We start from the raw sequence: 24257 nt of genomic DNA on the forward strand, positions 1-24257 counted from the left end.
CGTGGGGGTTGGGGGCCTGGCGGCCGAGGACCCGGTTGGTGTGCTGGTGGCGGCTGCGCTCACCAGGGGAGCGCAGCGGCTGCAGAAGTCGGTCCGGATGGTGGCGAACGAGGAGGACGACGCCATCCACCAGGTCCGGGTGTCCTGCCGGCGGCTGCGGAGCGACCTGAAGCTGTTCCGCAAACTGCTGGCGGGCGAATGGGCGACCGGACTCCGAGCCGACCTCGCCTCGCTCGCTCAGGCCTGCGGCGAGGCCCGTGACCTCGAGGTGATCGCCGACCTCGTCCGCGAGAACACCACCAGCGAGGACAACGCAGAGCACGTCGACACGATCCTCACCACGCTCACCCTCGGCCTGGACCGCGCAGCCGCCCGTTCCGCTGAGGTGGTCCTGAGCGACTCGACGAGGGATCTGCTCGCAACACTCGAGGCCGTCGCCGCAGCGCCCGACCTGAAGCCCAACGCGGACAAGCCCTGCAGCGAGGTCCTCCCGCAGCTGCTGCGCTCAGCCACGGACAAGTTCACCCAGGAGGCTGACAAGCTCCGGCCGTGGACCCCTGACGATGACTGGCACCAGGTACGTCTGCTGGCGAAGCGGGTGCGGTACGCCGCCGACACGAGCGCCGCCGTACTCGGTGACGAGGCGAAAGCCACAGCCGCGCACGCAGCGACGTACCAGGAGCTGTTGGGCCAGCACCAGGACCACTGTGCCGCGGCGGACGCTCTGACGGCCATGGCTGTCGAGGCGGCTGCTCAGGACGACCCGGAGCTCTCGTTCACGCTAGGACGCCTCACAGAGCGCCACAGAGCCGCGCGGAAGCCGCTGCGCGAGCAGTTCCTCAGCCTGTATCACCGCCCCTGACTCACAGCGTCCGGAACAGCAGTCCCACTCGTGGCTTCGGGCCGAACGACGTGGCCTTCTGCGGCAGTACGACGCCTTGCGCCGCAGAACGCAATACCTGGTCCATGTGAGGTGCTGTGAGCTCTACGGCGAGCTGCTGCGCGTCAGCAAGTGCTAGGGCGTCCGCAAGGGTGTGGTGGAAGCTGAGCGTGTCCTCAGACACTCCCCATGCCGGCAGCAGCACCTGGTGCAGCAGCGTGACCGCTGGCGCGTCCGATGCCGCATGGAGTGTCAGCCAGCTGGAGCCGTCCGTGACCGAGATGCGGTTCGGGTCGCCCTCCACCCGACCGGGCTGCATCTGCCAGCCGGACGGCGTGCGTAGCTGCACGGTCGCCAGGTCCAGCCCCGGTACGACGCGGTGGATTGGATCCAGCGTCAGCGGGTGCCGTACGTAGTCGACCAGCATGGCCAAGCCGACCTCTGCGCTCTGCCGGTACGGCTCACGCAACTGGCGCTCCAGGTACGCCGCGTACCGGTGGTGCCCGTCCGCGATGACGGCCTCGTGTTTGGCGAGCTCCGCCTCGATTCCTGCCAGTACCTCCGGGTCGCTGATGCGCCAGATCCGGTGCTCGGCGCCGTTGTACGTCTCGGCCTCCACCCAGGGTTCGCCGGACCGTGCCGTATCCACTGCGTCACTGGCCACGCCACCTCCCGCGTACGCGAGCAGAATGGGCTCCAGGTCGGCGTCCGTCGCCTGCATCAGTCTCAGGCGGTCGGCGACCCAGTGCGGCATCACGTCCTCGTGCGGCAGTACTACGTGACGTGTCGGGTCCAGCTGCAACGCGCCGACGAGCCCGCAGAGTAGGGCGTCCCCCAGGCGCTGCTCGTACACGTACAAAGCCGGCTGCTCGTCCTGCACCACCACACCGTCCCGCTGCCACCCGGACAGCCGGTGCGCCGGTTCGTCGTACCGGGCAGGTCCGAGATCCGGATCGCGTGGAAGGATGAGCCTCACCATGTTGTACAGATCAGAGTCAGTCAGCCGCCGCACGATGGCGGGTTCCAGCACGTCGTACGGCGGCGACGTGACGGCCCCCAGTGCACTCACCTTGCCCGCGACGAACCGCCACGCGCGCAGGGGATCGAGTCTCAGTACCGCATCCGGCATGCGCGGAATCGTACGGGAGGCCCGATGAGCTGTGCGCATTGCCGGGCCTCCGGCGCCGGCGGGCCATCGGGCTGTGACTCCCGGTCTTCCCTCGTCGCTCCGGTCGCTTCGCTCCCTCCGCTCCTCAGTCCAGACCGGGAGGCCAGATGACCAAGGAACGAACTGCGCCGGAACCGCTGTCGGCGTGTGACGAAGCGCTCGCGAGCCGGTACGACGTGGCGCTGCTGGACCTCGACGGTGTCGTGTACGTCGGTCCCGACCCCGTGCCGGACGCGCCCGAGAACCTGCGCAAGGCCGCCAAGGAAGGCATGCGGATCGGGTTCATCACGAACAACGCGAGCCGGCCGGCCACGATCGTTGCCGAGCACCTCGCGTCGTTCGGGCTGGACGTGCTCGCCGACGACGTGGTGACCTCCGCGCAGGCGGCGGCGAAGCTGGTCGCGAGCGAGTTCCCGAAGGGCTCGCCGGTGCTCGTGGTCGGCGGCGAGGGACTGTACGTCGCGCTCGAGGAGTACGGGCTGACGCCGGTGCGGAGCAGCGACGGGCACCCGGTCGCGGTCGTCCAGGGCTTCCACCCGGACGTGAACTGGGTGATGCTCGCCGACGGCGCGCACGCGATCAACGAGGGCGCGAAGTGGTACGCGACCAACCTGGACCTGACGATCCCGACCGCGGCCGGCAAGGCGCCCGGGAACGGGACGCTGGTGCAGGCGATCCGGGCCGCCGTCGACGTCGACCCGGTGGTCGCCGGGAAGCCCGAGCCGCCGCTGCTGGAGACCAGCATCGAACGGCTGGAAGCCAAGCGCCCGTTGATGATCGGGGACCGGCTGGACTCCGACATCGAGGGCGCGAACAAGGTCGGCATCGCGAGCCTGTGGGTGGCGACCGGGGTGAACGACGCGTACGACCTGGCGCGGGCGCCGAAGAACCAGCGGCCGACGTACGTCGCTGCCGGGCTCGGGGCGCTGGCGGAGAAGCAGCCCGGGGTGACCGTCGACGGCGGCAAGCACACCTGTGAGGGCTGGACCGCCGAGGTGGTGAACAACGCCGTCACGGTGAAGGGCGAGGGCGAGCCGTACGACGGTCTGCGCGCGATCCTGTCCGCGGTCTGGGCGGCGGTCGACGCGCCCGCCGAGCCTGCGAAGGCCGCGAAGGCGACCGCCCGCGGCCGGCGGCCCCGCCCGAAGCCTGCTCCGACAGCGGATTCCATCGCCCTGGACGCGGCCCTGCACCGGATCGGCCTCGACAAGTAGGTAGGTGCGGCTGGTATTGCGGCACCGAGGCGATACCGTTGCTGGGGACGACGCTAGGAGGCAGTCATGGTGATGGACGCGCTGCGCGGGTACGTACAACTGGCGAACGGGTTGACCGAGGTCACCAAGCAGAAGGCCCAGTCGGCTGCGAAGGCGCTTTTGCAGCAGACCGGGGCGGATTCGCTGACGACCAGGGTGAGCGACCTGGCCGACGAGATCGTTGCCACCAGCAAGAGCAACCGTCAGCTGCTGCAGGCGATCGTGGCGAACGAGGTCGAGGGCGCGGTCGCGCGGCTCGGGTTCGTCCGGTCCGAGGAGGTCGCGGGGCTCTCCCGACGGGTGAAGGCGCTGGAGACCGAGCTCGCCGAGGCGCACGCTGCCGCGGCGGAGCGGCCTGCCGAGCCGGCGCCGGTCGTGGAGGACGTTGTCGAGGCGACCGTGGTCGACGAGGCCCCTGCCCCGGCGAAGAAGGTCCCGGCGAAGAAGGCCGCGGCCAAGAAGGCTGCGCCTGCCAAGAAGACGCTTGCCAAGAAGACGCCTGCCAAGAAGACGCCTGCCAAGAAGGCTGCTGCGAAGAAGGCCCCGGCGAAGAAAGCGGCCAAGAAGGCCCCGGCGAAGAAGACGGCGAAGAAGGCCTGAGATGACCGAGCATCCAGGCGAGCAGTTCCCACCGGGCGTGGATCCGGATGTCGAGCCCGGCTTCGACCCGTACCGCTCCGAGGAACCCAAGCCCGACCCTGACTACGACACCGAGCCGGGTGCGCAGGACGCGCCGCACGATGCGGCGCGGGAGTCGGCGGGCGCGCACGTGGATCCTGCGGCTGTGGAGTTCGGGCCGGAGTTCGCCCGGGCTCCCGGCGAGGAGCACGAGCACGCCTTCGAAGCCGGCTCCGCCGAGGACCCGGCGTACGACGGCACCGGCTCCGGCGAGGACCCGGCGTACGACAGTGGCTCGGCCGAGGATCCGGTGTACGACGGCGACGGCTCCGGCGGGGATCCGGCGTACGGAGGGGATGACGGCGGGCATCCGTTGGTGGAGGAGACGATGGCTCGGCTGGACGGGTTGCGGGAGCGGCCGGTCAGTGAGCACGGTGAGGTGTACGCCGATCTGCACGAGCGACTGCAGACCGCGTTGGTCGAGGCCGACGCCGAGCAGAGCGACCGGGGCTGAGCGGCCGAGAGAGTGGCCAAGGGAGTCAAGCGGTCGCGGCTCGATGCGGAGCTGGTACGGCGGGGACTCGCGCGCTCCCGGGAGCACGCGAGTGAGCTGATCGCGGCCGGCAAGGTGAAGGTGTCCGGGACCGTGGCCGGCAAGCCCGCGACCGGGGTCGGTGCGGATGCGCCGATCGTCGTCGACACGTCCGAGCACGAGGATCCCGGGTACGCGAGCCGCGGTGCGCACAAGCTGATCGGCGCGCTGGAGGCGTTCCCGGACGTCCAGGTGAAGGGCCGCCGTACCCTCGACGCCGGTGCGTCGACCGGCGGGTTCACCGACGTACTGCTGCGTAACGAGGCCGCGCACGTGACCGCGGTCGACGTCGGGTACGGGCAGCTGGTGTGGGCGCTGCAGACCGACGACCGGGTCACCGTGATGGACCGAACCAATGTCCGGACGCTGACGCTGGAGGACATCGGTGGGGATCCCGTCGACCTGGTGGTCAGCGACCTGAGCTTCATCAGTCTGACGCTCGTACTGCCCGCGCTCATCGGTGTGGTGAAGCCGGACGGCGAGCTGGTGCTGATGGTGAAGCCGCAGTTCGAGGTCGGCAAGGAGCGGATCGGCAAGGGTGGCGTGGTCCGCGACCCGGAGCTGAGGGCTGCTGCGGTCCGAGGAGTCGCGGCCAAGGCACAGGAACTCGGGTGGGGGATCGAGGGCGTCGCCGCCAGTCCGTTGCCTGGTCCGTCAGGAAATGTCGAATACTTCCTGTGGATACGCCGGGAAGCGCCGCCTCTCGATGAGACGATGCTCCAAACGGCGATTGAACTCGGGCCGCAGTGAAGGAGGCAGGGGTTGGCTGAGCACGAGCCCCGGCGCGTGCTGCTGGTCACGCACACCGGCCGGGAGCAGGCGGTCGAGGCCGCTCGCGCCGCGCACCGGCTGCTGACCGACGCCGGGATGCAGGTCCGGCTGCTCGGCGGTGAGGCCGAGGAGCTCAAGCTCGACCCGGCGGAGATCGTCGACGACCCGGAGAAGGCGGCGAACGACGTCGAGCTGATCATGGTGCTCGGCGGCGACGGCTCGATCCTGCGCGGCGCCGAGCTGGCCCGCCCGCACGGTACGCCGGTGCTCGGGGTGAACCTGGGCCACGTCGGGTTCCTGGCCGAGGCCGAGGTCGACGACCTGGAGCGGATCGTCCAGGTGGTGGTGGACCGGACGTACACGGTCGAGGAGCGGATGACGCTGGCCGTCGACGTCCGGCTGGACGACGACCTGATCTTCGAGACCTGGGCGCTGAACGAGGCCAGCGTGGAGAAGGCGGCCCGCGAGAAGATGCTCGAGGTCCTGGTCGAGGTGGACGACCGGCCGCTGTCCCGCTACGGATGTGACGGTGTCGTGGTGGCGACGCCGACGGGCAGTACGGCGTACTCCTTCTCTGCGGGCGGGCCGATCGTCTGGCCGGAGGTCGAGGCGATCCTGATGGTGCCGCTGAGCGCGCACGCGTTGTTCTCGCGGCCGATCGTGGTGGCGCCGACGTCGCGGCTGTCGATCGAGCTGGTGCCGTCCTGGCACGGCCGTGGTGTGCTGTGGTGCGACGGCCGGCGGATGGTCGAGGTGCCGCCCGGCGCCGAGATCCAGGTCCGCCGGGGTACGACGCCGGTCCGGCTGGCGCGTGCCCACGAGGCGCCGTTCACCGACCGGCTGGTGGCGAAGTTCGACCTCCCGGTGCTCGGCTGGCGTGGGGCCGCCGAGCGCAAACGCAACGGAAACGGACACTAAGTGTCCTGTCGACGATGCTGGTCACACGCTATCGGCGCCCAGGCACGCACCTCGCGGCGTTGGACGAGCACCCACGATGAAACACCGCATCGAGGGCGCTCGTCCGCCTTGCGATGCACGCACCTGGACACCGCTATCGTGCAACCATCACCGTCGACAGGACACTGACATGCTCTCCGAGATCCGCATCACCGGGTTGGGCGTGATCGAGGACGCGACGCTGGACCTCGACCCCGGATTCACCGCCGTCACAGGTGAGACCGGTGCCGGCAAGACGATGGTCGTGACCGGGGTGAACCTGCTGCTCGGGGGTCGCGCCGACAGCGGGCTGGTGCGGCACGGGACCCGCCGGGCACGCGTCGAGGGCCGCGCGAGCGCCGTACCGCGGGCGATCGTGCAGCAGGCCGAGGATCGTGGCGGTGAGCTGGACGACGACGAGTTGCTGATCGCGCGGGAGCTGTCGTCGGAGGGCCGTTCGCGGGCGTTCCTCGGTGGCGCGTCGGTGCCGGTGTCGGTGCTCGCCGAGGTGTCCGGCGATCTGGTCGCGATCCACGGGCAGGCGGATCAGTGGCGGCTGCTGCAGCCCGCGAGGCAGCGCGAGACGCTCGATACCTTTGCAGGTAAGGCGGTTCTGGTCCCGCTGCAGGAGTACTCCGCGGCGTACAAGCGGCATCGCGAGGTCGAGACGGAGCTGACCGAGCTGACCACCCGCGAGCGCGATCGGCTGGCCGAGGCGGATCTGTTGCGCTTCGGGCTGGACGAGGTCGCGAAGGCGGAGCCGTTGCCCGGCGAGGACCTCGAGCTGGCGGCCGAGGAGCAGCGGCTCGCGTACGCCGACGGTCTGCGTACGGCGGCCACCACCGCCGCGGACGCGATCGCCTCGGAGGACCTGGACTCGACCCGGCCGAACGACGTACTCGGCCTGCTGGCGTTGACGAAACAGGTCCTGGACGGCGAGCGCGAGCACGACCCGAAGCTCGCCGAGCTGGCCGATCGTGCGGGCGAGCTGGGCTACCTGGCGGCCGACCTGGCGCAGGAGCTTTCGTCGTACGCCACCGACGTCGACACCGATCCGGCGCGGCTGTCCGTGGTGAGCGAGCGGCGGGCATTGCTGACTGCTCTGGTACGCAAGTACGGCGCTGACGAGGGCATCGTCGACGAGGTACTGGAGTGGGCGACGCGGTCCGCGACCCGGCTGGCCGAGCTGGACGGCAGCGACGACCGCGTGGAGCAGTTGAACGCCGAGCTGGCCGAACTGGACGCGACGCTCGCGGATCTCGGGCAGCAGATGCGCGCGGCCCGGATCGAGGCGGCCGAACGGCTGGGCGTCGCGGTGTCGGAAGAGCTGACCGGGCTGGCGATGCCGCACGCGAAGCTCTCGGTCGAGGTGCACGAGACGACCGCCGGCCCGTTCGGGATCGACGAGGTCGAGTTCTGCTTCGCGGCGAACCCGGGCAGCCCGGCGCGCCCGCTGCAGAAGGCCGCGTCCGGCGGTGAGCTGTCGCGGGTGATGCTCGCGCTCGAGGTGATCCTGTCCGACACGCATCCGGTGCCGACGCTGGTGTTCGACGAGATCGACGCCGGGATCGGCGGCCGGGCCGCGGTCGAGGTCGGGAAGCGGCTCGCGCGGCTGGCCGAGAAGACCCAGGTGATCGTGGTGACCCACCTGCCGCAGGTGGCGGCGTTCGCCGATCGTCATGCGGTCGTACTGAAGAGCGACGACGGATCGGTCACCACCAGCGGTCTGGTGGCGCTGGACGACGACGCCCGGCTGAAGGAACTCTCCCGGATGATGGCCGGGCTGGAGAACTCCGAGGCTGCGCAGACGCACGCCGAGGAACTGCTCGCACTTGCCGCCGAACGCCACAAACCGCGCCGGAAGCGTCGTTCGAAAGGATGATTTCACGCACCGTCACCGTTAATTCGGTGCGTGAACCAGGGGCCACCCGGGTAAATGAGCAGGTAAGGGGCTCTTGACATGGCAGGATGAGAGCGCGATGAAACTGCCCAGCCTGCGGAGAGCACGTACCACTGAACTGCCCGGCGTCACCGGCGTGGTCCGGCTGGATCGACGTACCAAGAATCTCACCAAACGGCTGAAGCCGGGTGAGATCGCGGTCATCGACCACGTCGACCTGGACCGGGTGAGCGCCGAGGCGCTGGTCGACTGCAAGGTCGCCGGGGTCGTGAACGTGGCCGACTCGATCAGCGGCCGGTACCCGAACCTCGGGCCGGAGATCCTTGTCGAGGCGGGCATCCCGCTGGTCGACGGGGTCGGTCGCGAGGTGTTCTCGGTGCTGCACGAGGGCGAACAGGTCCGGCTCGACGAGGGCACCCTGTACCGCGGGCCGGAGGCGGTCGCGAAGGGTGTCGCGCAGAACAGCAACTCGGTGGCCAACCTGATGGAGGACGCCCGTTCCGGGCTGTCCACTCAGCTCGAGGCCTTCACCGCGAACACGCTGGAGTACCTGCGCCGGGAGAAGGACCTGCTGCTGGACGGCGTCGGCGTACCGGAGATCCACACGCCGATGGAGGGCAAGCACGTCCTGATCGTGGTCCGCGGGTACGACTACCGCGACGACCTCGTCGCGCTGAAGCCGTACATCCGCGAGTACCGGCCGGTGCTGATCGGCGTCGACGGCGGCGCGGACGCCCTGGTCGAGAACGGCTACGTCCCGGACCTGATCGTCGGGGACATGGATTCTGTCAAGGACGAGACGCTGAGGTGCGGCGCCGAGGTGATCGTGCACGCGTACCGCGACGGCCGCGCGCCCGGGTCCGAACGGCTGGAGCGGCTCGGCGTGGAGTCGATCGAGTTCCCGGCCACCGGCACCAGCGAGGACGTCGCGATGCTGCTGGCCGACTCCAAGGGTTCCTCGCTGATCGTCGCGGTCGGCACCCACAACTCGCTGGTGGAGTTCCTCGACAAGGGACGCTCCGGGATGGCGAGCACCTTCATCACCCGGCTGCGGGTCGGTGCCAAGCTGGTGGACGCGAAGGGCGTCGGCCGGCTGTACCGGAGCCGGGTCTCGACGTTCCAGGTGGTCGCGCTGATCGTGGCCGGTCTGTTCGCGGTCGGGATGGCGCTGGTCGCCATCGGCGCCGACGATGTGCTCTGGTCGATCCTGCGGGCGCGCTGGAACGACCTCGTCTACTGGATCCGGGAGCTGTTCACTTGACGTCCACCCATCCCTGGAGGCTGGGATTCCAACCGTGCTACGCGGAGGTAGCGAGTTGAGGTTCACGCTTCTCGGACCCAGACATCGGGTCTCGGCGTGCGGTCGCGGCCCGTCCGGCCGCGATGTTTCGTGCTGCGTTCACGTCAGCGTTCGCGGTGTAACTGCAACATCGGCAGCGGAAGGCGGCTTGGCTCTCGCGCGCCCCCCGGTCCACGATCCCGCACCGCGGACAGGTCTGACTGGTGTAGGCAGGGTTGACCTTTTCGATCCGGCCGGGTGCCTTCTGCTCCAGACGGGTCACGAGCATGCCCCAGCCATTGGCGAGGATGCCTCGGTTCAGACCGGCTTTCTGAGCAATGCGCCGACCCGGCTCGTCCACCGTCCCCTTCGCGGACTTGGTCATCTGCATGATCTGGAGGTCCTCGACACGGATCAGGTCGAATCTGCGCGCCAGGGCAGTGGAGGTCTGTTCGACCCAGTTCTTCCGTCGGTCCGCTTCGCGGGCCTTTACCTTCGCGATCGCGGCCCGCAGTTTTGTGCGACGGTTCGACCCACGCTTGGTGCGCGAGATACCGCGCACCAACCGCACCAACCGCGCCCGCTCACCGGCCCGAAGTCCCGGGACTTTGAAGAGTTCACCGGTCGAGAGTGCCGCCGACACCGCAACGCCCCGATCGACCCCGACAACTCCACCGGTTCCGGGCGCGGCGATCGGGTCCGGAATGACAGCGAACGCGATGTGCCAGCGGCCGGCGCGGTCGCAAGTGACTCGATAGGACTTCGCGTCGGGCAGTGCCCTGGACATCCGGAACTGGACCCATCCAACCTTCGGAACGAGCACCCGCGCCCACTTCCTGGACAGCTTCTGGACGCGCTGAGCTTGGGCGCCGACAACCCGGAACCCCTCGTGTACACCGGCCCGACGCCAGGTCGGGCGGCCGTGTGTTCCCGCAGAGAAATTGGCGACAGCGCGATCGAAGTCCCGCAGCGCTTGTTGCTGCACGGTTTGCGACCCAGCCCGCAACCAGCCGTTCTCGGCGCGAGCTTCGGTCAACTGGCGAGACTGTTCAGCAAACCCTGGTGTATAGCTGCGGCGGCCTGGCGACCACATTCCCCATTGCTCCCGCGCGATGTTCCACACGTACCGCGCGTGTCTGCACTGCCCAAGCAGCAAAGTTACCTGCTCCGGGGTCGGTGCGAGACGGTACCTGGACATGAAAGGAACCCTGCCATGCGTCACCGACAATTCCGGGATCGCTGCTCCGCGGTGCATTTGCCCCCGCCCCATCTCCAAGGACTGAGCTTCCTCCGGAGGTTCGTGTGATCGACTTTCGCTACCACATCGTCTCGATCGTGGCGATCTTCTTCGCCCTGGGCGCCGGTGTGGTGCTCGGGGCCGGCCCGTTGAAGGGCACCGGCAGCGAGCTTGTCCAGGCGCAGGCCGACAAGGATCGCCAGCAACTCGCCGACGCCCGGGCGGAGCTCGTCCAGGTGAAGGCACTGGACAAGTACCGCGACGACTACGTCGCCAAGGTGACCGACGGGCTGACCGCCGGCAAGCTGGCGAACAAGAAGATCACGCTCGTCACGATGCCGAACGCCGACAGCGACCTGAGCGACGGCGTCCAGACCGAGCTGGAGAAGGCCGGCGGCACGATCTCCTCCAAGGTGTCACTGGACCCGAAGCTGTTCGACAGCGGGCAGCGCCAGCTGGTTGAGACGCTGGTCCAGCAACTCGTCACCGCGGACATGAACATCACGCCGAACAGTACGACGTACCAGCGGGCCGGCCTGCTGCTCGCGCGCGGGGTTGCCGCCAAGGAGGAGGGCAAGACCGTCGACGCGGACGCGACCAAGGTGCTCAGCGGGCTGACCGGCGCGAAGCTGCTGTCGCTGAAGCCGTCGACGGTGAAGGACCGGTCCAGCCTGATCGTGGTGATCGCCGCGAAGCCGCCGACGCCGACCCCGGACAACTCGACGTACACCGACGCCGTGGACTTCATCAAGGGCCTGGACATGGGCAGCGGCGGGGTCGTCGTCGCCGGGACGCCGGATTCCGCGAACGACGGCGGATTGCTCAAGGCCTTGCGGAGTGACTCCGACGCCACCAAGATCGTTTCCTCGGTGGACGTGGCCGATCTCCCCGCCGGCCAGATGACGGTGGTCTTCGCACTCGCCGAGCAGATCACCGGGAAGGCGGGGCAGTACGGCGCGATCAACGCGAAGAACGGCATCGCGCCGTCAGCCGTACAGACCAAGGGAAACTGACGTGGGACTTCTGAGCGCTGCCGTCGCGGCGGCCGCTACTTCCGGGCTCGAACGCGCGGCGGAGAAGCTGCCGAAGGAGAACCGGGAGCCCTTCGAGCGGACGAACCACCGCGGTGAGACGGTGACGCTGCTCGAGGGTCCGGGCGCGGTGCTCGGCGCCCTGGCCGGTGTGCTCGCCTCCCGTGGCAGCAACAAGGTCAAGGCGGCCGCGGTGGTCGCGGGTGCGGTGTCGGGCGCGGTCGGTGCGTACGACGATCTGCGCGGGACCACGCAGGCCAAGGGTTTCCGCGGTCATCTGAGCGCGTTGAAGCGCGGTGAGGTGACCAGCGGTGCGGTGAAGATCCTCGGCGTCGGCGCGGCCGGTATCGCCGCCGCCGCGCTGCTGCCGCGGAAGTCCCGCGGTGTGAAAGCCCTCGCCGGGGTCGTTGCCGACGGCGCCCTGATCGCCGGTACGGCGAACCTCACCAACCTGCTCGACCTCCGTCCGGGCCGCGCGCTGAAGGCCGTGACCGCGCTGAACGCACCGCTCGCGGTCGTGAACGGCCCGGCCGGTGCGGTCGTCGGTGCGGCCGCCGCCTCCGCCCCGGCCGACCTCGGCGAACGCGCCATGCTCGGCGACTGCGGCGCGAACGGCCTCGGCGCGATCACCGGTACGGCGCTCGCCACATCCCTGCCGCGCCCGCTGAAGGCGCTCGCGCTGGCGCTGGTCGTCGGCCTCAACCTGGCCAGCGAGAAGGTCAGCTTCACCAAGGTGATCGCCGACACCCCTGCCCTCGACAAGATCGACCAGTGGGGCCGACGACCCAGGTGAGTCGGGTCGCCCGCGCCGCGCTGATCGTCGCGGCGGTCACCGTTCTGGCGCGGGTTGTCGGCTTCGGCCGGTGGCTGGTGTTTTCGAAGACAGTTGGTGCGGGATGCCTGGCGGAGGCGTACACGACGGCCAACCAGCTGCCCAACATCCTGTTCGAGGTGGTTGCCGGTGGGGCGTTGGCCGGGGCGGTCATCCCGGTGCTGGCCGGTCCGGTCGCACGGGACGACAGGGCCGCGCAGGGCCGGATCATCGGGGCGTTGTTGTCCTGGTCGTTCGTGCTGCTGACGCCGGTCGCCGTACTGGCCTGGCTGCTCGCCGGGCGGTACACCGACGCGATGCTCGACCCGGGTGCAGCCTGCGGCAGCACGACGGCGACTGCGACCCGGATGCTGGCGATCTTCGTGCCGCAGATCTTCGGGTACGCCGTCGCGGTGGTCGCGACCGCCGTTCTCCAGTCCCACAAGCGTTTCGCGGCCGGCGCCCTGGCCCCGCTGATCTCCAGCCTGGTCGTGGTCGGGACGTACTTCGTCTTCGCGGCCGCCGCTCCGGACGCGGACCACGCCTCGCAGGGCGCCAACGACGTACTCGCCTGGGGCACTACGGCCGGTGTGCTCGCTCTTGCACTCACTGTCCTCGTCCCGATGCTCGTACTGCGCCTGCCGATCAAGCCGACGCTCAGGCTCGATCCTGGCGTCGGTCCGGTACTGCGGCGGCTCGCGCTCGCCGGAATCGCCGTACTGATCGCGCAGCAGCTCACGTTCGTCGTCACGACGTACCTGGCCAACCACCGCGGGGTAGCGGGCAGCATCGCCGTCTACACGTGGGCGAACGCGATCTACCTCCTGCCGTACGCCGTCCTGGCCGTGCCGATCACCACCGCCGTCTTTCCCCGCCTGGCAGCAGCGTTCGAGGCAGGGGAGGGGTTCGACCGGTACGCCGCCATGTCTACGCGGGCCGTGATGCTGGCGGGTGGCGCGGGTGCGGCCCTGCTGATCGGTACGGCGGTACCGGTCGCCCGCATCTTCGCGTACAACGACGGCGCGGTGCAGGCGGGTCAGGCGGCCTCCTTGGCCAACGGCCTGCTCGCGTTCGCCCCTGCCGCCATCGGGTTCGCCGTACTCATGCACCTCGGCCGTGTGCTCTACGCGCGGCACTCGGGGCGTGAGGTCGCTGTTGTGACCTCAGGCGCCTGGGTGCTCGTAGCGGTAGCCGGTGTGGTGCTCACAGCCCACTGGGACGCAGTACCGGCGCTGGCAGCCGCCATGTCGATCGGTATGGTCGTCGGAGCGTTCGTCCTGCTGCTGGTACTGCGTCGTGAGGCAGGGCCTGGTGTGCTGGCCGGAGTACCACGTGCGTACCTCACAGGCCTCGCAGGCGCTGTACTGGCGGGTGCTGCCGGGTGGGTGGTCGCCCTGCCCGCAGGACACGGTGGAGTGGGCAAGGCGGTCCTGTTCGCGCTCCTGTCCGGGCTCGCCGTTGTCGTCGTGTACGCCCTTGTCGTGCTTGCATTGGATCGCGCGGATGCTCGCGCACTCGTACGACGGGAGAAAGCATGAGGATCGGGCTGCTGCTCGCGGAGTCGCGCGGCGGGATCGGGCAGCACGTTGCCTCGCTGGTGCCGCGGTTCGTCAGTGCCGGGCACGAGGTGGTGGTGTGCGCCCCGCCTGGCACCGCTGAGCACTTCGACTTCGCTCCCGCAACCGTCGTGACCCAGGCTGTCGGGCTGCGCGGCTGTGATGTCATCCACGCGCACGGGTACCGCGCCGGTATGGCTGCGCTGCGGGACAGGTCTCGGCTGCGCCCACTGGTCGTCACCTGGCACAACGCGGTGATCGCTGCGGGGCCACGGGGGCTGGTGATGCGCATGGGGCAGCGGCTGGTTGCCCGCGGCGCCGACCTGACGCTAGGCGCCTCCAGCGACCTCGTGGAGCTGGCCAAGAGCCTTGGCGCCCGCAACGCCCAGCTGGCACCTGTAGCGGCTCCTGCGATGCCCACGGTCCGTATGTCGCGTGCAGCGGTCCGTCGTGAGCTGGGCCTCCGCGACCAGCCCGTCGTGCTCACGGTGGGCCGGCTGGCGCCGCAGAAGGACTACCCGACGCTCCTGTCCGTAGCTTCACGCGTGCACGAGTCCACCCCGGACGCAGTGTTCGTAGTCGTCGGTGACGGGCCGTTGCGGGACAACCTGCAGGCGCGGATCGACGCGGAGCACCTGCCCGTGCGGCTGCTCGGGCACCGCAACGACGTCGCGGACCTTCTGGGTGCCGCGGACGTGTTTCTGCTCACGTCGCACTGGGAGGCCCGCGCGCTGGTCCTCCAGGAGGCGATGCAGGTCGGCGTACCGGTGGTCGCGACCGCGGTCGGCGGCGTACCCGAACTGGTCGGCGACAGCGCAGTACTGGCGTTTCCCGGCGATGCGGACGGTCTGGCCGACGGCGTACGGGCGGTCCTGGCGGAGCCCGAGACGGCGAACGCTATGCGGACACGAGGCCGGGAACTGGCCGCCAGATGGATGGACGAGGACGCCGTGGCAAAGAATCTCATCGACATCTACGCGGGTCTCGTCGCGACCGGTGCTTGACACGAGGTAGGCTGGAGACCCGTGGACAGGGCTTCGACTTCCCAGCAGACCAAGCACGTATTCGTCACCGGTGGCGTGGCATCCAGTCTCGGTAAGGGACTGACAGCGTCCAGCCTCGGCAGTCTGCTGACGGCTCGGGGCATCCGCGTCACGATGCAGAAGCTGGATCCGTATCTGAACGTGGATCCCGGCACGATGAACCCGTTCCAGCACGGCGAGGTGTTCGTCACCAACGACGGCGCCGAGACCGACCTGGACATCGGCCACTACGAGCGCTTCCTGGACCGGGACCTCTCCCAGGTCGCGAACGTGACCACCGGCCAGGTGTACTCGAGCGTGATCGCCAAGGAGCGCCGCGGCGAGTACCTCGGCGACACCGTGCAGGTCATCCCGCACATCACCAACGAGATCAAGGAACGGATGCTGGCGATGGCCGGCCCGGACGTGGACGTCGTACTGCACGAGATCGGCGGTACGGTCGGCGACATCGAGTCGCTGCCGTTCCTCGAGGCGGCCCGGCAGGTCCGGCACGACGTCGGCCGCGACAACGTGTTCTTCCTGCACATCTCGCTGGTGCCGTACATGGCGCCGAGCGGCGAGCTGAAGACCAAGCCGACCCAGCACTCGGTCGCCGCGCTGCGCTCGATCGGTATCCAGCCGGACGCGATCGTCTGCCGGGCGGACCGGCCGATCCCGGACAACGTGAAGCGCAAGATCTCGCTGATGTGCGATGTCGACGTCGAGGCCGTGGTGGCCGCCGTCGACGCGCCGTCGATCTACGACATCCCGAAGGTGGTGCACGCCGAGGGCCTGGACGCGTACGTCGTCCGCCGGCTGAACCTGCCGTTCCGGGACGTCGACTGGACCCGCTGGGACGAGCTGCTCCGGGTCGTGCACCACCCGAAGGACGAGGTCACGGTCGCGCTGGTCGGTAAGTACATCGACCTGCCGGACGCGTACCTGTCGGTCGCCGAGGCGCTGCGCGCGGGCGGGTTCCACAACGACGCCCGGGTGAACCTGCGCTGGATCGCCTCCGACGAGTGCGCCACCCCGGAGGCCGCGGCCCGGCTGCTCGGGGACGCGGACGCGATCTGCGTCCCAGGCGGCTTCGGGGTGCGCGGCATCGAGGGCAAGATCGGCGCGATCCGGTACGCCCGCGAGCAGGGCGTGCCGATCCTCGGGCTCTGCCTCGGCCTGCAGTGCATGGTGATCGAGGTGGCCCGCGACCTGGCCGGGCTCGACCAGGCGAACTCCAGCGAGTTCGACCCGGACGCCGAGCAGCCGGTGATCGCGACCATGGAGGAGCAGAAGCACATCGTCGACGGCGCCGGCGACCTGGGCGGCACCATGCGGCTCGGTCTGTACCCGGCGAACCTGGCCGAGGGCTCGATCGTCCGCGAGGTGTACGGCGCTCCGTCGATCCAGGAACGGCACCGGCACCGGTACGAGGTGAACAACGCGTACCGGGACAAGCTGGAGGCCGCCGGCCTGGTGTTCAGCGGGCTGTCGCCGGACCACGAGCTGGTCGAGTTCATCGAGCTGGAAAGGGCCGTCCACCCGTACTTCGTGGCCACCCAGGCGCACCCGGAGCTGCGGTCGCGGCCGACCAAGCCGCACCCGTTGTTCTCCGGCCTGGTCGCGGCCGCACTCGACCGGCAGCGCGAGTCCCGGCTCCCGGTGGAGGACCCCAAGCCGGCCGCCGCGAAGAAGGCCGCCAAGCCTGCTGACAAGGCCGAGACGGTCAAGGCGTGATGAAGGACTACCCCGAGCTCCGGTTCGGCGCGGGCCTCGCCGACCGGCCGGAGCACTGGCCGGTCTCCGCCTCCGAGGTGGTGCACCAGACCGGCCGGGTGATCTCGGTACGCCGGGACACCATCGAGCCTCCGGGCGGTACGTCGTTCGTCCGGGATGTCGTCGTACATCCCGGAGCCGTCGGCGTGGTGGCGCTCGACGAGAACAACCGGATGCTCCTGGTCCGCCAGTACCGGCACCCGGTCGGCCACAAGCTGCTGGAGGCGCCCGCCGGGCTGCTCGACGTACAGGGTGAGCAGTACCGCCTGGGCGCCGAACGCGAACTGTGGGAGGAAACCGCGACCAAGGCTGCCGACTGGCGCGTCCTTGTAGACGCGTTCACCTCACCCGGCCTGACGAACGAGGCCGTCCGCATCTTCCTGGCCCGCGACCTCTCACCTGCCGACGAGACGTTCGAACGCGAAGCCGAAGAAGCCGACATGGAAACCGTCTGGGCCCCGCTGATCGACGTAGTCGGCGCAGTCCTGGCAGGCCAACTCCAAAACCCCATCCTGATCATGGGCGCCCTGGCCACCTGGACCGCCCTCAACGGCCCGGGCTTCGAAACCCTCCGCCCAGCCGACTCCCCGTGGCCGGCGAAGGACCGCTAGCCACGCGATCGAAGCCTCGGCGGGGAACAAAACCACCGTTCCGTGACGATTACCTACCCCACCGGTCGCCTTAAGATCCTCCCCGGATCAACCGGCGAGCGCCTCGCCGCCGTGCTCCGCGAGGGCGGCGGCGACCCGGCGGGCGTTCGCGGTGAACTCCTCGGCGGGGATCGCGGGGAGCAGGTCGTCCCAGATCGCGATCATCGCGCCGCGGAGCTGCATCATGCCGAGCGGCCGGGCGAGGAACCACAGGTGGAAGTGTTCGCTGCCGTCGCCCCAGCGGTTGAAGTGCGTGCGGGCGACCGGGTCCAGGTCCTGGATCGCCTTCGCGACCCGCTGGATCGTGGGGCCGAGGGTGGCGGTGAGCTCCGGCGGCAGGTTGTCCAGCCGGTAGTGGTCGCGCGGCTCGAGCGTTGCGACGAACGGTAGGCCGCTTGGCTTGCGGGCCTTCAGTTTCCATTGCGCGTCGCGCCAGATCGCGTCCTTGTCCGGCTCCGAGCACGACCAGCAATCCTCGCCGCCCTCGCCACCGCGGGTCGGCTCCGGCAGGACCGGCTCGTCGAGCGGCACCACCTGGACGTCGCCCTCGAACGGGAAGAACGGGTGGCCGACGAGTGGCTCGGCGGACCTGCGCTCACCGTACGGGAGCCGGCGGTGGTAGTCGGAAGTCATGCCCGCACTCTGCCGGAGAGTCGCCGTGCGGAGAAGTTTCGGTTGTCGTTTCAGTGGTTGACGGGGTGACGGGTGAGCGGTCACGCTGCGGGGAATCGATTTCCGTGAGGTGGCTGATGGAGCTGAGGCGGCGGACCGTGGTGCTGGGTGGACTGGGGCTGGCGGCCACCGGACTGGTCGGGCTGCCGGCGGAGGCCGCGGCGTTGGCCTGGGTGGGGGCGGGGCCGTTGCGGCACGTGTACGACCCGACGCCGGACGGGCCGCCGTACGAGTACCTGAACGACCACTGCGTGATCCAGGGACCTGACGGGACCTGGCACCTGTACGGGATCATCGGCGACTCCGCTCCGCCCGGCGGCTTCCCGGACGGTGCGAAGGAGATCCACTTCGCGCACGCGACCGCCCCGGCGCTGGACGGGCCGTGGACGACACAGCCGCACGTACTGACCGTCGACCCGAACTACTACGGCGAAGTACACCTCTGGGCGCCGCACGTGATCGAAAGCGGCGGCACGTACTACATGTACTACGCCGCCGGCGGTAACGGCTGCGCGATCAACCTGGCGACCTCCACTGACCTGTTCACCTGGACCCGGATCCCGCAAGGCCCGGTGTTCCGCGGTCTGGTCGCGCGGGACCCGTACGTCACCCGCATCGGCAACCAGTGGGTCATGTACTACTGCGAGCTCAAGGACTGGCAGTCGAACCACATCGTCGCGGCCCGCACCAGCACCGACCTGATCCACTGGAGCGCCGCACGGACTGTGTTCACCGACCCGAGTACCGACTCGAACGCATCGGTCACCGAGTCGCCGGTCGTGGTCGTGCGCGACGGCACCTACTACCTGTTCATCGGCCCGCGCTTCGGGTACGTCGGTACGGACGTCTTCCGCAGTACCGACCCGTTCAACTTCCAGCTGTCCGACTACGCCGGCCACGTGCCCGCGCATGCCCTTGAGGTCGTGGGCGACCACGTGACCGCGGCAGGCTCGTTCCAGCGCGGCATCTACCTGGCCGACCTGCAATGGCGCAGTACGCCGCCGGTGTGGCACAGCCCGGACAACCCGGCCGCCGGCCTGAACCCGCAGGGCGCCATCGAACTGTTTGCCCTGGACAACAACCACCGGATCGTACGAAGGGTGCTGCCGGGGGACTGGGAGCTGTTCAGCGACGAGGTCACGACTGTCCCGACCGTCGGCCGCAACACGGACGGCCGGCTGGAGCTCTTCACGGTTGCCAAGGACCAGGGCCTCATCCACCGCGTCCAGCGAGCCGACGCGACCTGGGGAGGCTGGGAGGTGTTCGGCGGTGCTGCTGGTGCCGCACCGGCCGTGTCACGCAACGCTGACGGCCGCCTCGAGGTGTTCGCCCTCGGCCCGGCAGGGGCGTACATCACGCACCGCTGGCAGAACGGGGGCGGCTCTTCGACCTGGAGCGACTGGGAGAGCTTCGGTGGTGCGGCCGGAGCACCACCTGTCGTGGGTGTGAACGCCGACGGCCGCATGGAGGTCTTCGCGCTAGGCCCCGGCGGTGCGTACGTCGCCCACCGCTGGCAGAACGCACCGAACGGTGACTGGAGCTCCTGGGACACGTCCTTCGGCGGGCCTGCTGCTGCGCTCAGTACGGTCAACCGGGACGGCCGTGGGCTGCTCAACGTGTTCGCGCTCGCCCCGGTGGGTACCGGCGTACACCGGAGAGTCCAGGCCGCACCGAGCGGTGGCTGGGCCGGCTGGCAGCAGGCGGACTCGTGGGCCGACGCTGCCGCACGTACTGCGGTCAACGCGGACGGGCGACTGGAGATGTTCTGCATCCCGCCTGGTCGCGCACAGATCACTCACCGCTGGCAGACGACACCGACCAGCGGCACGTGGAGCAACAGCGAGGTCTTCGACACACAGCCGGTCGCAGCCAGCCCTACGGTGATCGTGGACCCGAGCGGCCGTCAGCACGTGTTCGCCGCGTCACCGGACGGCGTACTGCGCGAACGTGTCCAGGTAGCTCCCAGCGGCGGCTGGGGACCCTGGCAGACGTTGCCAGGAGCCCCCATCCTTCCGCTACCTACCGGACACCCCTCCTAGCTACATCTGCGGTACGGCGGTCTCTCCGCCGGTGGTGAGCTCCGGGAGGTGTTCGCGGACCATGTAGCCGCTCGCGGCGAGCACCCAGATCGCGGACAGCAGCAGCGGAATCGTGCTCATCAACCAGCCACCGGCCACGAACGCACCGCTGGTCGCGAAGACGCCGAACGCGCCGAGGAAGGAGACCGCGGCGGCCAGCAGCCCGAGGTAGCCGAGCCAGTCCGGCATCAGGTGTGTCCGCAGTACGCCGATCCCGGCCGCGGCCAGCGGGAGCGCCGCGGCGAAGCCGATCAGCGTCGTGGTGAGCGCGCCGAGCTCGAACATCGACAACGTGATCGCCGCGTCCCGCCCGCTGATACCGGACGCGACCGCGGCCTGCATCCCGGCGTTCACGAAGATCGCGCCGCCGACCAGCACGGATCCTGCCATCAGCGCCAGGTGGACGTCGCTGCGCTCGGCCCGCTCCCGCATCGCCTCGGCGAACGCGACCGCGAACCAGATCACCAACCCGGCGGCGGCCGCCCACAACAGCGAGCTGAACAGGATCGTGGTCCGGTGGTCGGTCACCCAGCTCGAGATCGTGCTGCCCGAATCACCGACCGTCGGGGGGTTACCGGGCAGGAACCTGCCCAGCATCGCCAGGACGACGAAAGCCAGTCCGGCGAAACCGCCCCATCGCAACTCGTGTCGCTCAGTCATGGGGAACACCTCCAACATGCATCACACCGATGTGATGCACCTACTGCCGATGTTCCCCCGTTTCAGGCCGGAATCAAGCCCTACCGAAGGACAGTTGCCAGCGCCTCGTAGCCGGGCAGCAGATCGATGCCCTCGTGGCCCAGCAGCTGGATCGCGACGTGGTCCGCGCCGGCGTCCAGATGCGCCTTCAGACCGGCCGCCACCTCGACCGCGGAGCCGTGCAGCACCATCGCGTCGACGAGCGTGTCGCTGCCGCCGTCCGCGAAGTCGTCGTCGGAGAACCCGAGCCGTTTCCAGTTCGACAGGTAGTTGCTGAGCTGCAGGTACGGCGCCAGCCGGTCGCGCGCGGTCGCTCGCGCGATCTCCGGGTCGGTCTCCAGCACGATCGCCTGCCCCGGCGCGAGCAGCACCCCGCCGCCGCCGAGGATCCGGCGGGCCTCGCGGGTGTGCTCGGGCGTGGTCAGGTAGGGGAGGGCGCCGGCCGTCCGCGCCCCGGACAGCTGCAGCACCTTCGGCCCGAGCGCCGCCAGCGCCCGCCGGTCCGCCGGGACCTTCTCGTCGTCGAGCGCGTCGAGGTACCCGACGATCGTCTGGTACGGCGACCGGTACTCGCCGGTGGCCTCCCGGTGCCCGATCCCGACGCCGAGCAGGAACCGTCCGGGGTGCTCGTCCTCGAGCCGGTGGTACGACGCCGCGACCTCGGCCGCGGGCGACTTCCAGATGTTGACGATGCTGGTGCCGACGGCAACCGAAGACGTTGCGGCCAGCAACACCTCGGCGTCGCGCAGGCCGGCCTCCGGCGAACCGCCCAGCCAGAGCGTGCCGTACCCGGCGCGCTCGAGTCCGGCCGCGAGCTCCGGGCCGTAGTGCTGCCCCGCGTGCCAGATCCCGTAGCGTCCCAGTTCCATCGCCACTGCGTGCTCCTCTCGTCGAGCGTCCTTCCCACAGCATCCCTGACCACTACGAATAGCCGTCAATGATGGTTGCCGCGTCAGCCGCAGTACGATCAGACCATCCGGTCGAGTGGTATGAACCTCGCGGGCATACACTCGGCTTCGACCTGGCAGCGTCCCCTCAACCGCCGGGCCGCGGACACAACGATGTGGGCCGCACACCTGGACGGGAAAGAAGGGCGAGCTGTGAAGGTCGGAGTTCCCAAGGAAGTCAAGAACCACGAGTACCGGGTGGCGATCACCCCGTCCGGAGTGCACGAGTTCGTGCGCAGCGGGCACCAGGTTCTGATCGAGCAGGGGGCAGGCAACGGTTCGCTGATCCCGGACGCCGAGTTCGTCGCCGCCGGGGCGCGGATCGTGGCGGAAGCGGACGACGTATGGGCGGACGCGGAGCTGGTGCTCAAGGTGAAGGAGCCAGTGGCGGCGGAGTACCACCGGATGCGCAAGGACCAGGTGCTGTTCACCTACCTGCACCTCGCCGCCAGCCAGGACACCACCGATGCACTGCTCACGTCCGGCATCACCGGTATCGCCTACGAGACCGTGCAGCTGCCGGACGGCACCCTGCCGCTGCTGGCGCCGATGAGCGAGGTCGCCGGCCGGTTGGCTCCGCAGTCCGGCGCGTACCACCTGATGGCGCAGGGCGGCGGCCGTGGCGTGCTGCTCGGCGGCGTGTCCGGCGTGCACCCGGCCCGTGTGGTGATCCTCGGTGCCGGTGTCTCCGGGATGAACGCGGCCGCGATCGCGCTCGGTATGCAGGCGCAGGTGCAGCTGTTCGACCGGAACATCGCCCGGCTGCGGCAGGCCGACCAGATCTACCAGGGCCACCTGCTGACGATCGCGTCGAACGCCTACGAGATCGAGAAGGCCGTGCTGGAGGCCGATCTGGTCATCGGCGCGGTGCTGGTGGTCGGGGCGAAGGCGCCGAAGCTGGTCACCAACGACCTGGTCAGCCGGATGAAGCCGGGCAGCGTGCTGGTCGACATCGCGATCGACCAGGGCGGCTGCTTCGAGGACTCGCGGCCGACCACGCACGCCGACCCTGTGTACAAGGTCCACAACTCGCTGTTCTACTGCGTCGCGAACATGCCCGGTGCGGTGCCGAACACGTCGACGTACGCGCTCACCAACGTGACCCTGCCGTACGCGATCGACCTGGCGAACCTCGGCTGGCGCGAGGCCCTGAAGCAGGACCACAGCCTGGCGCTCGGGCTGAACACGTTCGACGGTCACGTGACCTACGGACCGGTCGCGGAGGCCCACGACCTGTCCCAGCTCAAGCTCGACGAGGTGCTGGTCTGAGTAGCTCAACGGGCATCACCCGAGCAGTTGGCGCATACCTGGACCACCTGACGGTGGAACGCGGCCTGGCCGCCAACACTCTGGCGTCGTACCGGCGCGACCTGCGCCGGTACGGCGGCTACCTGGCCGCCATCGGCATCGACGACCTCGGCAGGATCACGGAGGCCGTGGTCGGCGACTTCCTGATGCGGCTGCGGGAGGGCGACGCGGACCACCCGCCGCTGACCGCGTCCAGCGCCGGACGGACCGTTGTGGCGGTCCGTGGGTTCCACAAGTTCTGCGTACGCGAGGGGCTGACCGCAGTGGACCCTGCCGCGGCCGTGAAGCCCCCTGTGCCACCGCAACGGCTGCCCAAGGCGCTGTCTGTCGACGAGGTCACCCGGATCCTCACAGCGGCTGCGGGCGCCGAGGCCGAGCCGGCTGTTCTGGCTACTCGCGACGCGGCGTTGCTGGAGTTCCTGTACGGCACAGGCGCCCGTATCTCGGAGGCGGTCGGGCTGGACGTCGACGACATCGACCTGGACGCCGGTGGGGTCCTGCTGCGCGGCAAGGGCGGCAAAGAGCGGGTAGTACCTGTCGGTACCTACGCCCGTGACGCCCTGTCGGCGTACCTGGTCCGTGGCCGCCCTGACCTGGTGGCCCGCGGCCGCGGCACCCCGGCGCTCTTCTTGAACGCCCGCGGCGGCCGCTTGTCCCGGCAGAGCGCCTGGACGGTCCTGCGTCGCGCCACGCAACGTGCTGGCATCTCCAAGGAAATCTCGCCGCACACGCTCCGCCACTCCTACGCGACACACCTGTTGGACGGCGGCGCCGACGTACGCGTAGTCCAGGAGCTACTGGGCCATGCGTCGGTGACAACGACCCAGGTCTACACGCTGGTCACCGTCGACAAGCTGCGCGAGGTCTACGCGACGTCGCACCCACGGGCCCTCTCGTCGTCGTAGGGCTGCCGGACCCCGGTATCGGCGACTTAGAAACGGTGTGCGATCATCTCGTGACGGTTGGTCACTCGGGGAGGGTGACGGGCCACGTTCGGAGCTTTGTCGACAAACAGCCCCACCCCGGTGCGGAGTGGCTGGTTGAGAGTGCTTGAATGCACGCTTACAGTCGCTGGG

At 69.5% G+C, this 24257-nt stretch carries 22 protein-coding genes; 17 read left to right on the forward strand and 5 right to left on the reverse strand.

The window, feature by feature from the left end; all coding sequences use genetic code 11:
- Position 1 precedes the first annotated feature (1 nt).
- Positions 2-862, forward strand: a complete 861-nt coding sequence (locus JOF29_RS09250; protein WP_209693793.1) for a CHAD domain-containing protein — start codon at positions 2-4, stop codon at positions 860-862.
- A 1-nt stretch (position 863) separates the two neighbouring features.
- Here the strand turns inward: JOF29_RS09250 and JOF29_RS09255 are convergent, their stop codons facing one another.
- Positions 864-2009, reverse strand: a complete 1146-nt coding sequence (locus tag JOF29_RS09255; RefSeq protein ID WP_209693794.1) for a DUF1015 domain-containing protein — start codon at positions 2007-2009, stop codon at positions 864-866.
- 146 nt (positions 2010-2155) lie between these two features.
- On the opposite strand from JOF29_RS09255, the gene JOF29_RS09260 reads away from it, so the two are divergent.
- From JOF29_RS09260 to steA, 7 genes are all read left to right on the forward strand, one after another.
- On the forward strand, positions 2156-3262 hold the full coding sequence (locus tag JOF29_RS09260) for an HAD-IIA family hydrolase (protein WP_209693795.1): 1107 nt from the start codon (positions 2156-2158) through the stop codon (positions 3260-3262).
- A gap of 66 nt (positions 3263-3328) precedes the next feature.
- Positions 3329-3901 (forward strand): polyhydroxyalkanoate synthesis protein PhaF, encoded by a 573-nt coding sequence (locus JOF29_RS09265; RefSeq protein WP_209693796.1) that lies wholly within the window; start codon positions 3329-3331, stop codon positions 3899-3901.
- Position 3902: 1 nt separating this feature from the next.
- Entirely contained in the window at positions 3903-4433 is a 531-nt protein-coding gene (locus JOF29_RS09270) for a hypothetical protein (RefSeq protein WP_209693797.1), read from the forward strand.
- A gap of 12 nt (positions 4434-4445) precedes the next feature.
- Positions 4446-5261: a TlyA family RNA methyltransferase gene (locus tag JOF29_RS09275; RefSeq protein ID WP_209693798.1), complete on the forward strand. Its 816-nt coding sequence runs from the start codon at positions 4446-4448 to the stop codon at positions 5259-5261.
- A 12-nt stretch (positions 5262-5273) separates the two neighbouring features.
- Positions 5274-6200, forward strand: a complete 927-nt coding sequence (locus JOF29_RS09280) for an NAD kinase (RefSeq protein WP_209693799.1) — start codon at positions 5274-5276, stop codon at positions 6198-6200.
- Positions 6201-6369: 169 nt separating this feature from the next.
- Complete coding sequence (gene recN, locus JOF29_RS09285; RefSeq protein ID WP_209693800.1) at positions 6370-8100, forward strand: DNA repair protein RecN; 1731 nt, start codon at positions 6370-6372, stop codon at positions 8098-8100.
- A 97-nt stretch (positions 8101-8197) separates the two neighbouring features.
- Positions 8198-9379, forward strand: coding sequence for a putative cytokinetic ring protein SteA (gene steA / locus JOF29_RS09290; protein ID WP_209693801.1), 1182 nt, complete (start codon positions 8198-8200; stop codon positions 9377-9379).
- 37 nt (positions 9380-9416) lie between these two features.
- Here steA and JOF29_RS09295 read toward each other — a convergent pair whose 3' ends face one another.
- Complete coding sequence (locus tag JOF29_RS09295; RefSeq protein WP_307863548.1) at positions 9417-10652, reverse strand: RNA-guided endonuclease InsQ/TnpB family protein; 1236 nt, start codon at positions 10650-10652, stop codon at positions 9417-9419.
- A 47-nt stretch (positions 10653-10699) separates the two neighbouring features.
- On the opposite strand from JOF29_RS09295, the gene JOF29_RS09300 reads away from it, so the two are divergent.
- From JOF29_RS09300 to JOF29_RS09325, 6 genes are read left to right on the forward strand one after another with little or no spacing between them, the layout of a single operon-like run.
- Complete coding sequence (locus tag JOF29_RS09300; RefSeq protein WP_209693802.1) at positions 10700-11647, forward strand: copper transporter; 948 nt, start codon at positions 10700-10702, stop codon at positions 11645-11647.
- Between the two features lies 1 nt (position 11648).
- On the forward strand, positions 11649-12458 hold the full coding sequence (locus JOF29_RS09305) for a hypothetical protein (protein ID WP_209693803.1): 810 nt from the start codon (positions 11649-11651) through the stop codon (positions 12456-12458).
- Positions 12437-14014 carry a murein biosynthesis integral membrane protein MurJ gene (gene murJ, locus JOF29_RS09310; RefSeq protein WP_307863230.1) on the forward strand — a complete coding sequence of 526 codons (1578 nt, stop codon included), beginning with the start codon at positions 12437-12439 and terminating at the stop codon, positions 14012-14014. The genes JOF29_RS09305 and murJ overlap by 22 nt, the downstream gene beginning before the upstream one ends.
- Entirely contained in the window at positions 14011-15036 is a 1026-nt protein-coding gene (locus tag JOF29_RS09315; RefSeq protein ID WP_209693804.1) for a glycosyltransferase family 4 protein, read from the forward strand. Before murJ ends, JOF29_RS09315 begins: the two co-directional genes overlap by 4 nt.
- A 21-nt stretch (positions 15037-15057) precedes the next feature.
- Positions 15058-16788 carry a CTP synthase gene (gene pyrG / locus JOF29_RS09320; RefSeq protein WP_209693805.1) on the forward strand — a complete coding sequence of 577 codons (1731 nt, stop codon included), beginning with the start codon at positions 15058-15060 and terminating at the stop codon, positions 16786-16788.
- Positions 16788-17438, forward strand: a complete 651-nt coding sequence (locus JOF29_RS09325) for an NUDIX domain-containing protein (protein ID WP_209696051.1) — start codon at positions 16788-16790, stop codon at positions 17436-17438. Before pyrG ends, JOF29_RS09325 begins: the two co-directional genes overlap by 1 nt.
- A gap of 87 nt (positions 17439-17525) precedes the next feature.
- Here JOF29_RS09325 and JOF29_RS09330 read toward each other — a convergent pair whose 3' ends face one another.
- Positions 17526-18110, reverse strand: coding sequence for an HIT family protein (locus tag JOF29_RS09330; RefSeq protein ID WP_209693806.1), 585 nt, complete (start codon positions 18108-18110; stop codon positions 17526-17528).
- Between the two features lie 116 nt (positions 18111-18226).
- On the opposite strand from JOF29_RS09330, the gene JOF29_RS09335 reads away from it, so the two are divergent.
- A complete protein-coding gene (locus tag JOF29_RS09335) occupies positions 18227-20188 on the forward strand; it encodes a DUF8189 domain-containing protein (RefSeq protein WP_209693807.1) in 1962 nt (653 codons plus the stop codon).
- On the opposite strand, the gene JOF29_RS09340 is transcribed toward JOF29_RS09335, so the two are convergent.
- Positions 20189-20887 (reverse strand): DUF4386 family protein, encoded by a 699-nt coding sequence (locus JOF29_RS09340; protein WP_209693808.1) that lies wholly within the window; start codon positions 20885-20887, stop codon positions 20189-20191.
- 80 nt (positions 20888-20967) lie between these two features.
- Positions 20968-21795: an LLM class F420-dependent oxidoreductase gene (locus JOF29_RS09345; RefSeq protein WP_245358298.1), complete on the reverse strand. Its 828-nt coding sequence runs from the start codon at positions 21793-21795 to the stop codon at positions 20968-20970.
- Between the two features lie 231 nt (positions 21796-22026).
- Between JOF29_RS09345 and ald the strand changes: the two genes are divergently transcribed.
- Positions 22027-23142, forward strand: a complete 1116-nt coding sequence (gene ald, locus JOF29_RS09350; RefSeq protein WP_209693810.1) for an alanine dehydrogenase — start codon at positions 22027-22029, stop codon at positions 23140-23142.
- Complete coding sequence (xerD, locus tag JOF29_RS09355) at positions 23139-24086, forward strand: site-specific tyrosine recombinase XerD (RefSeq protein ID WP_209696052.1); 948 nt, start codon at positions 23139-23141, stop codon at positions 24084-24086. The genes ald and xerD overlap by 4 nt, the downstream gene beginning before the upstream one ends.
- Positions 24087-24257 lie beyond the last annotated feature (171 nt).

Origin of the sequence: Kribbella aluminosa (assembly GCF_017876295.1) — a bacterium.
Taxonomy (GTDB): domain Bacteria; phylum Actinomycetota; class Actinomycetes; order Propionibacteriales; family Kribbellaceae; genus Kribbella; species Kribbella aluminosa.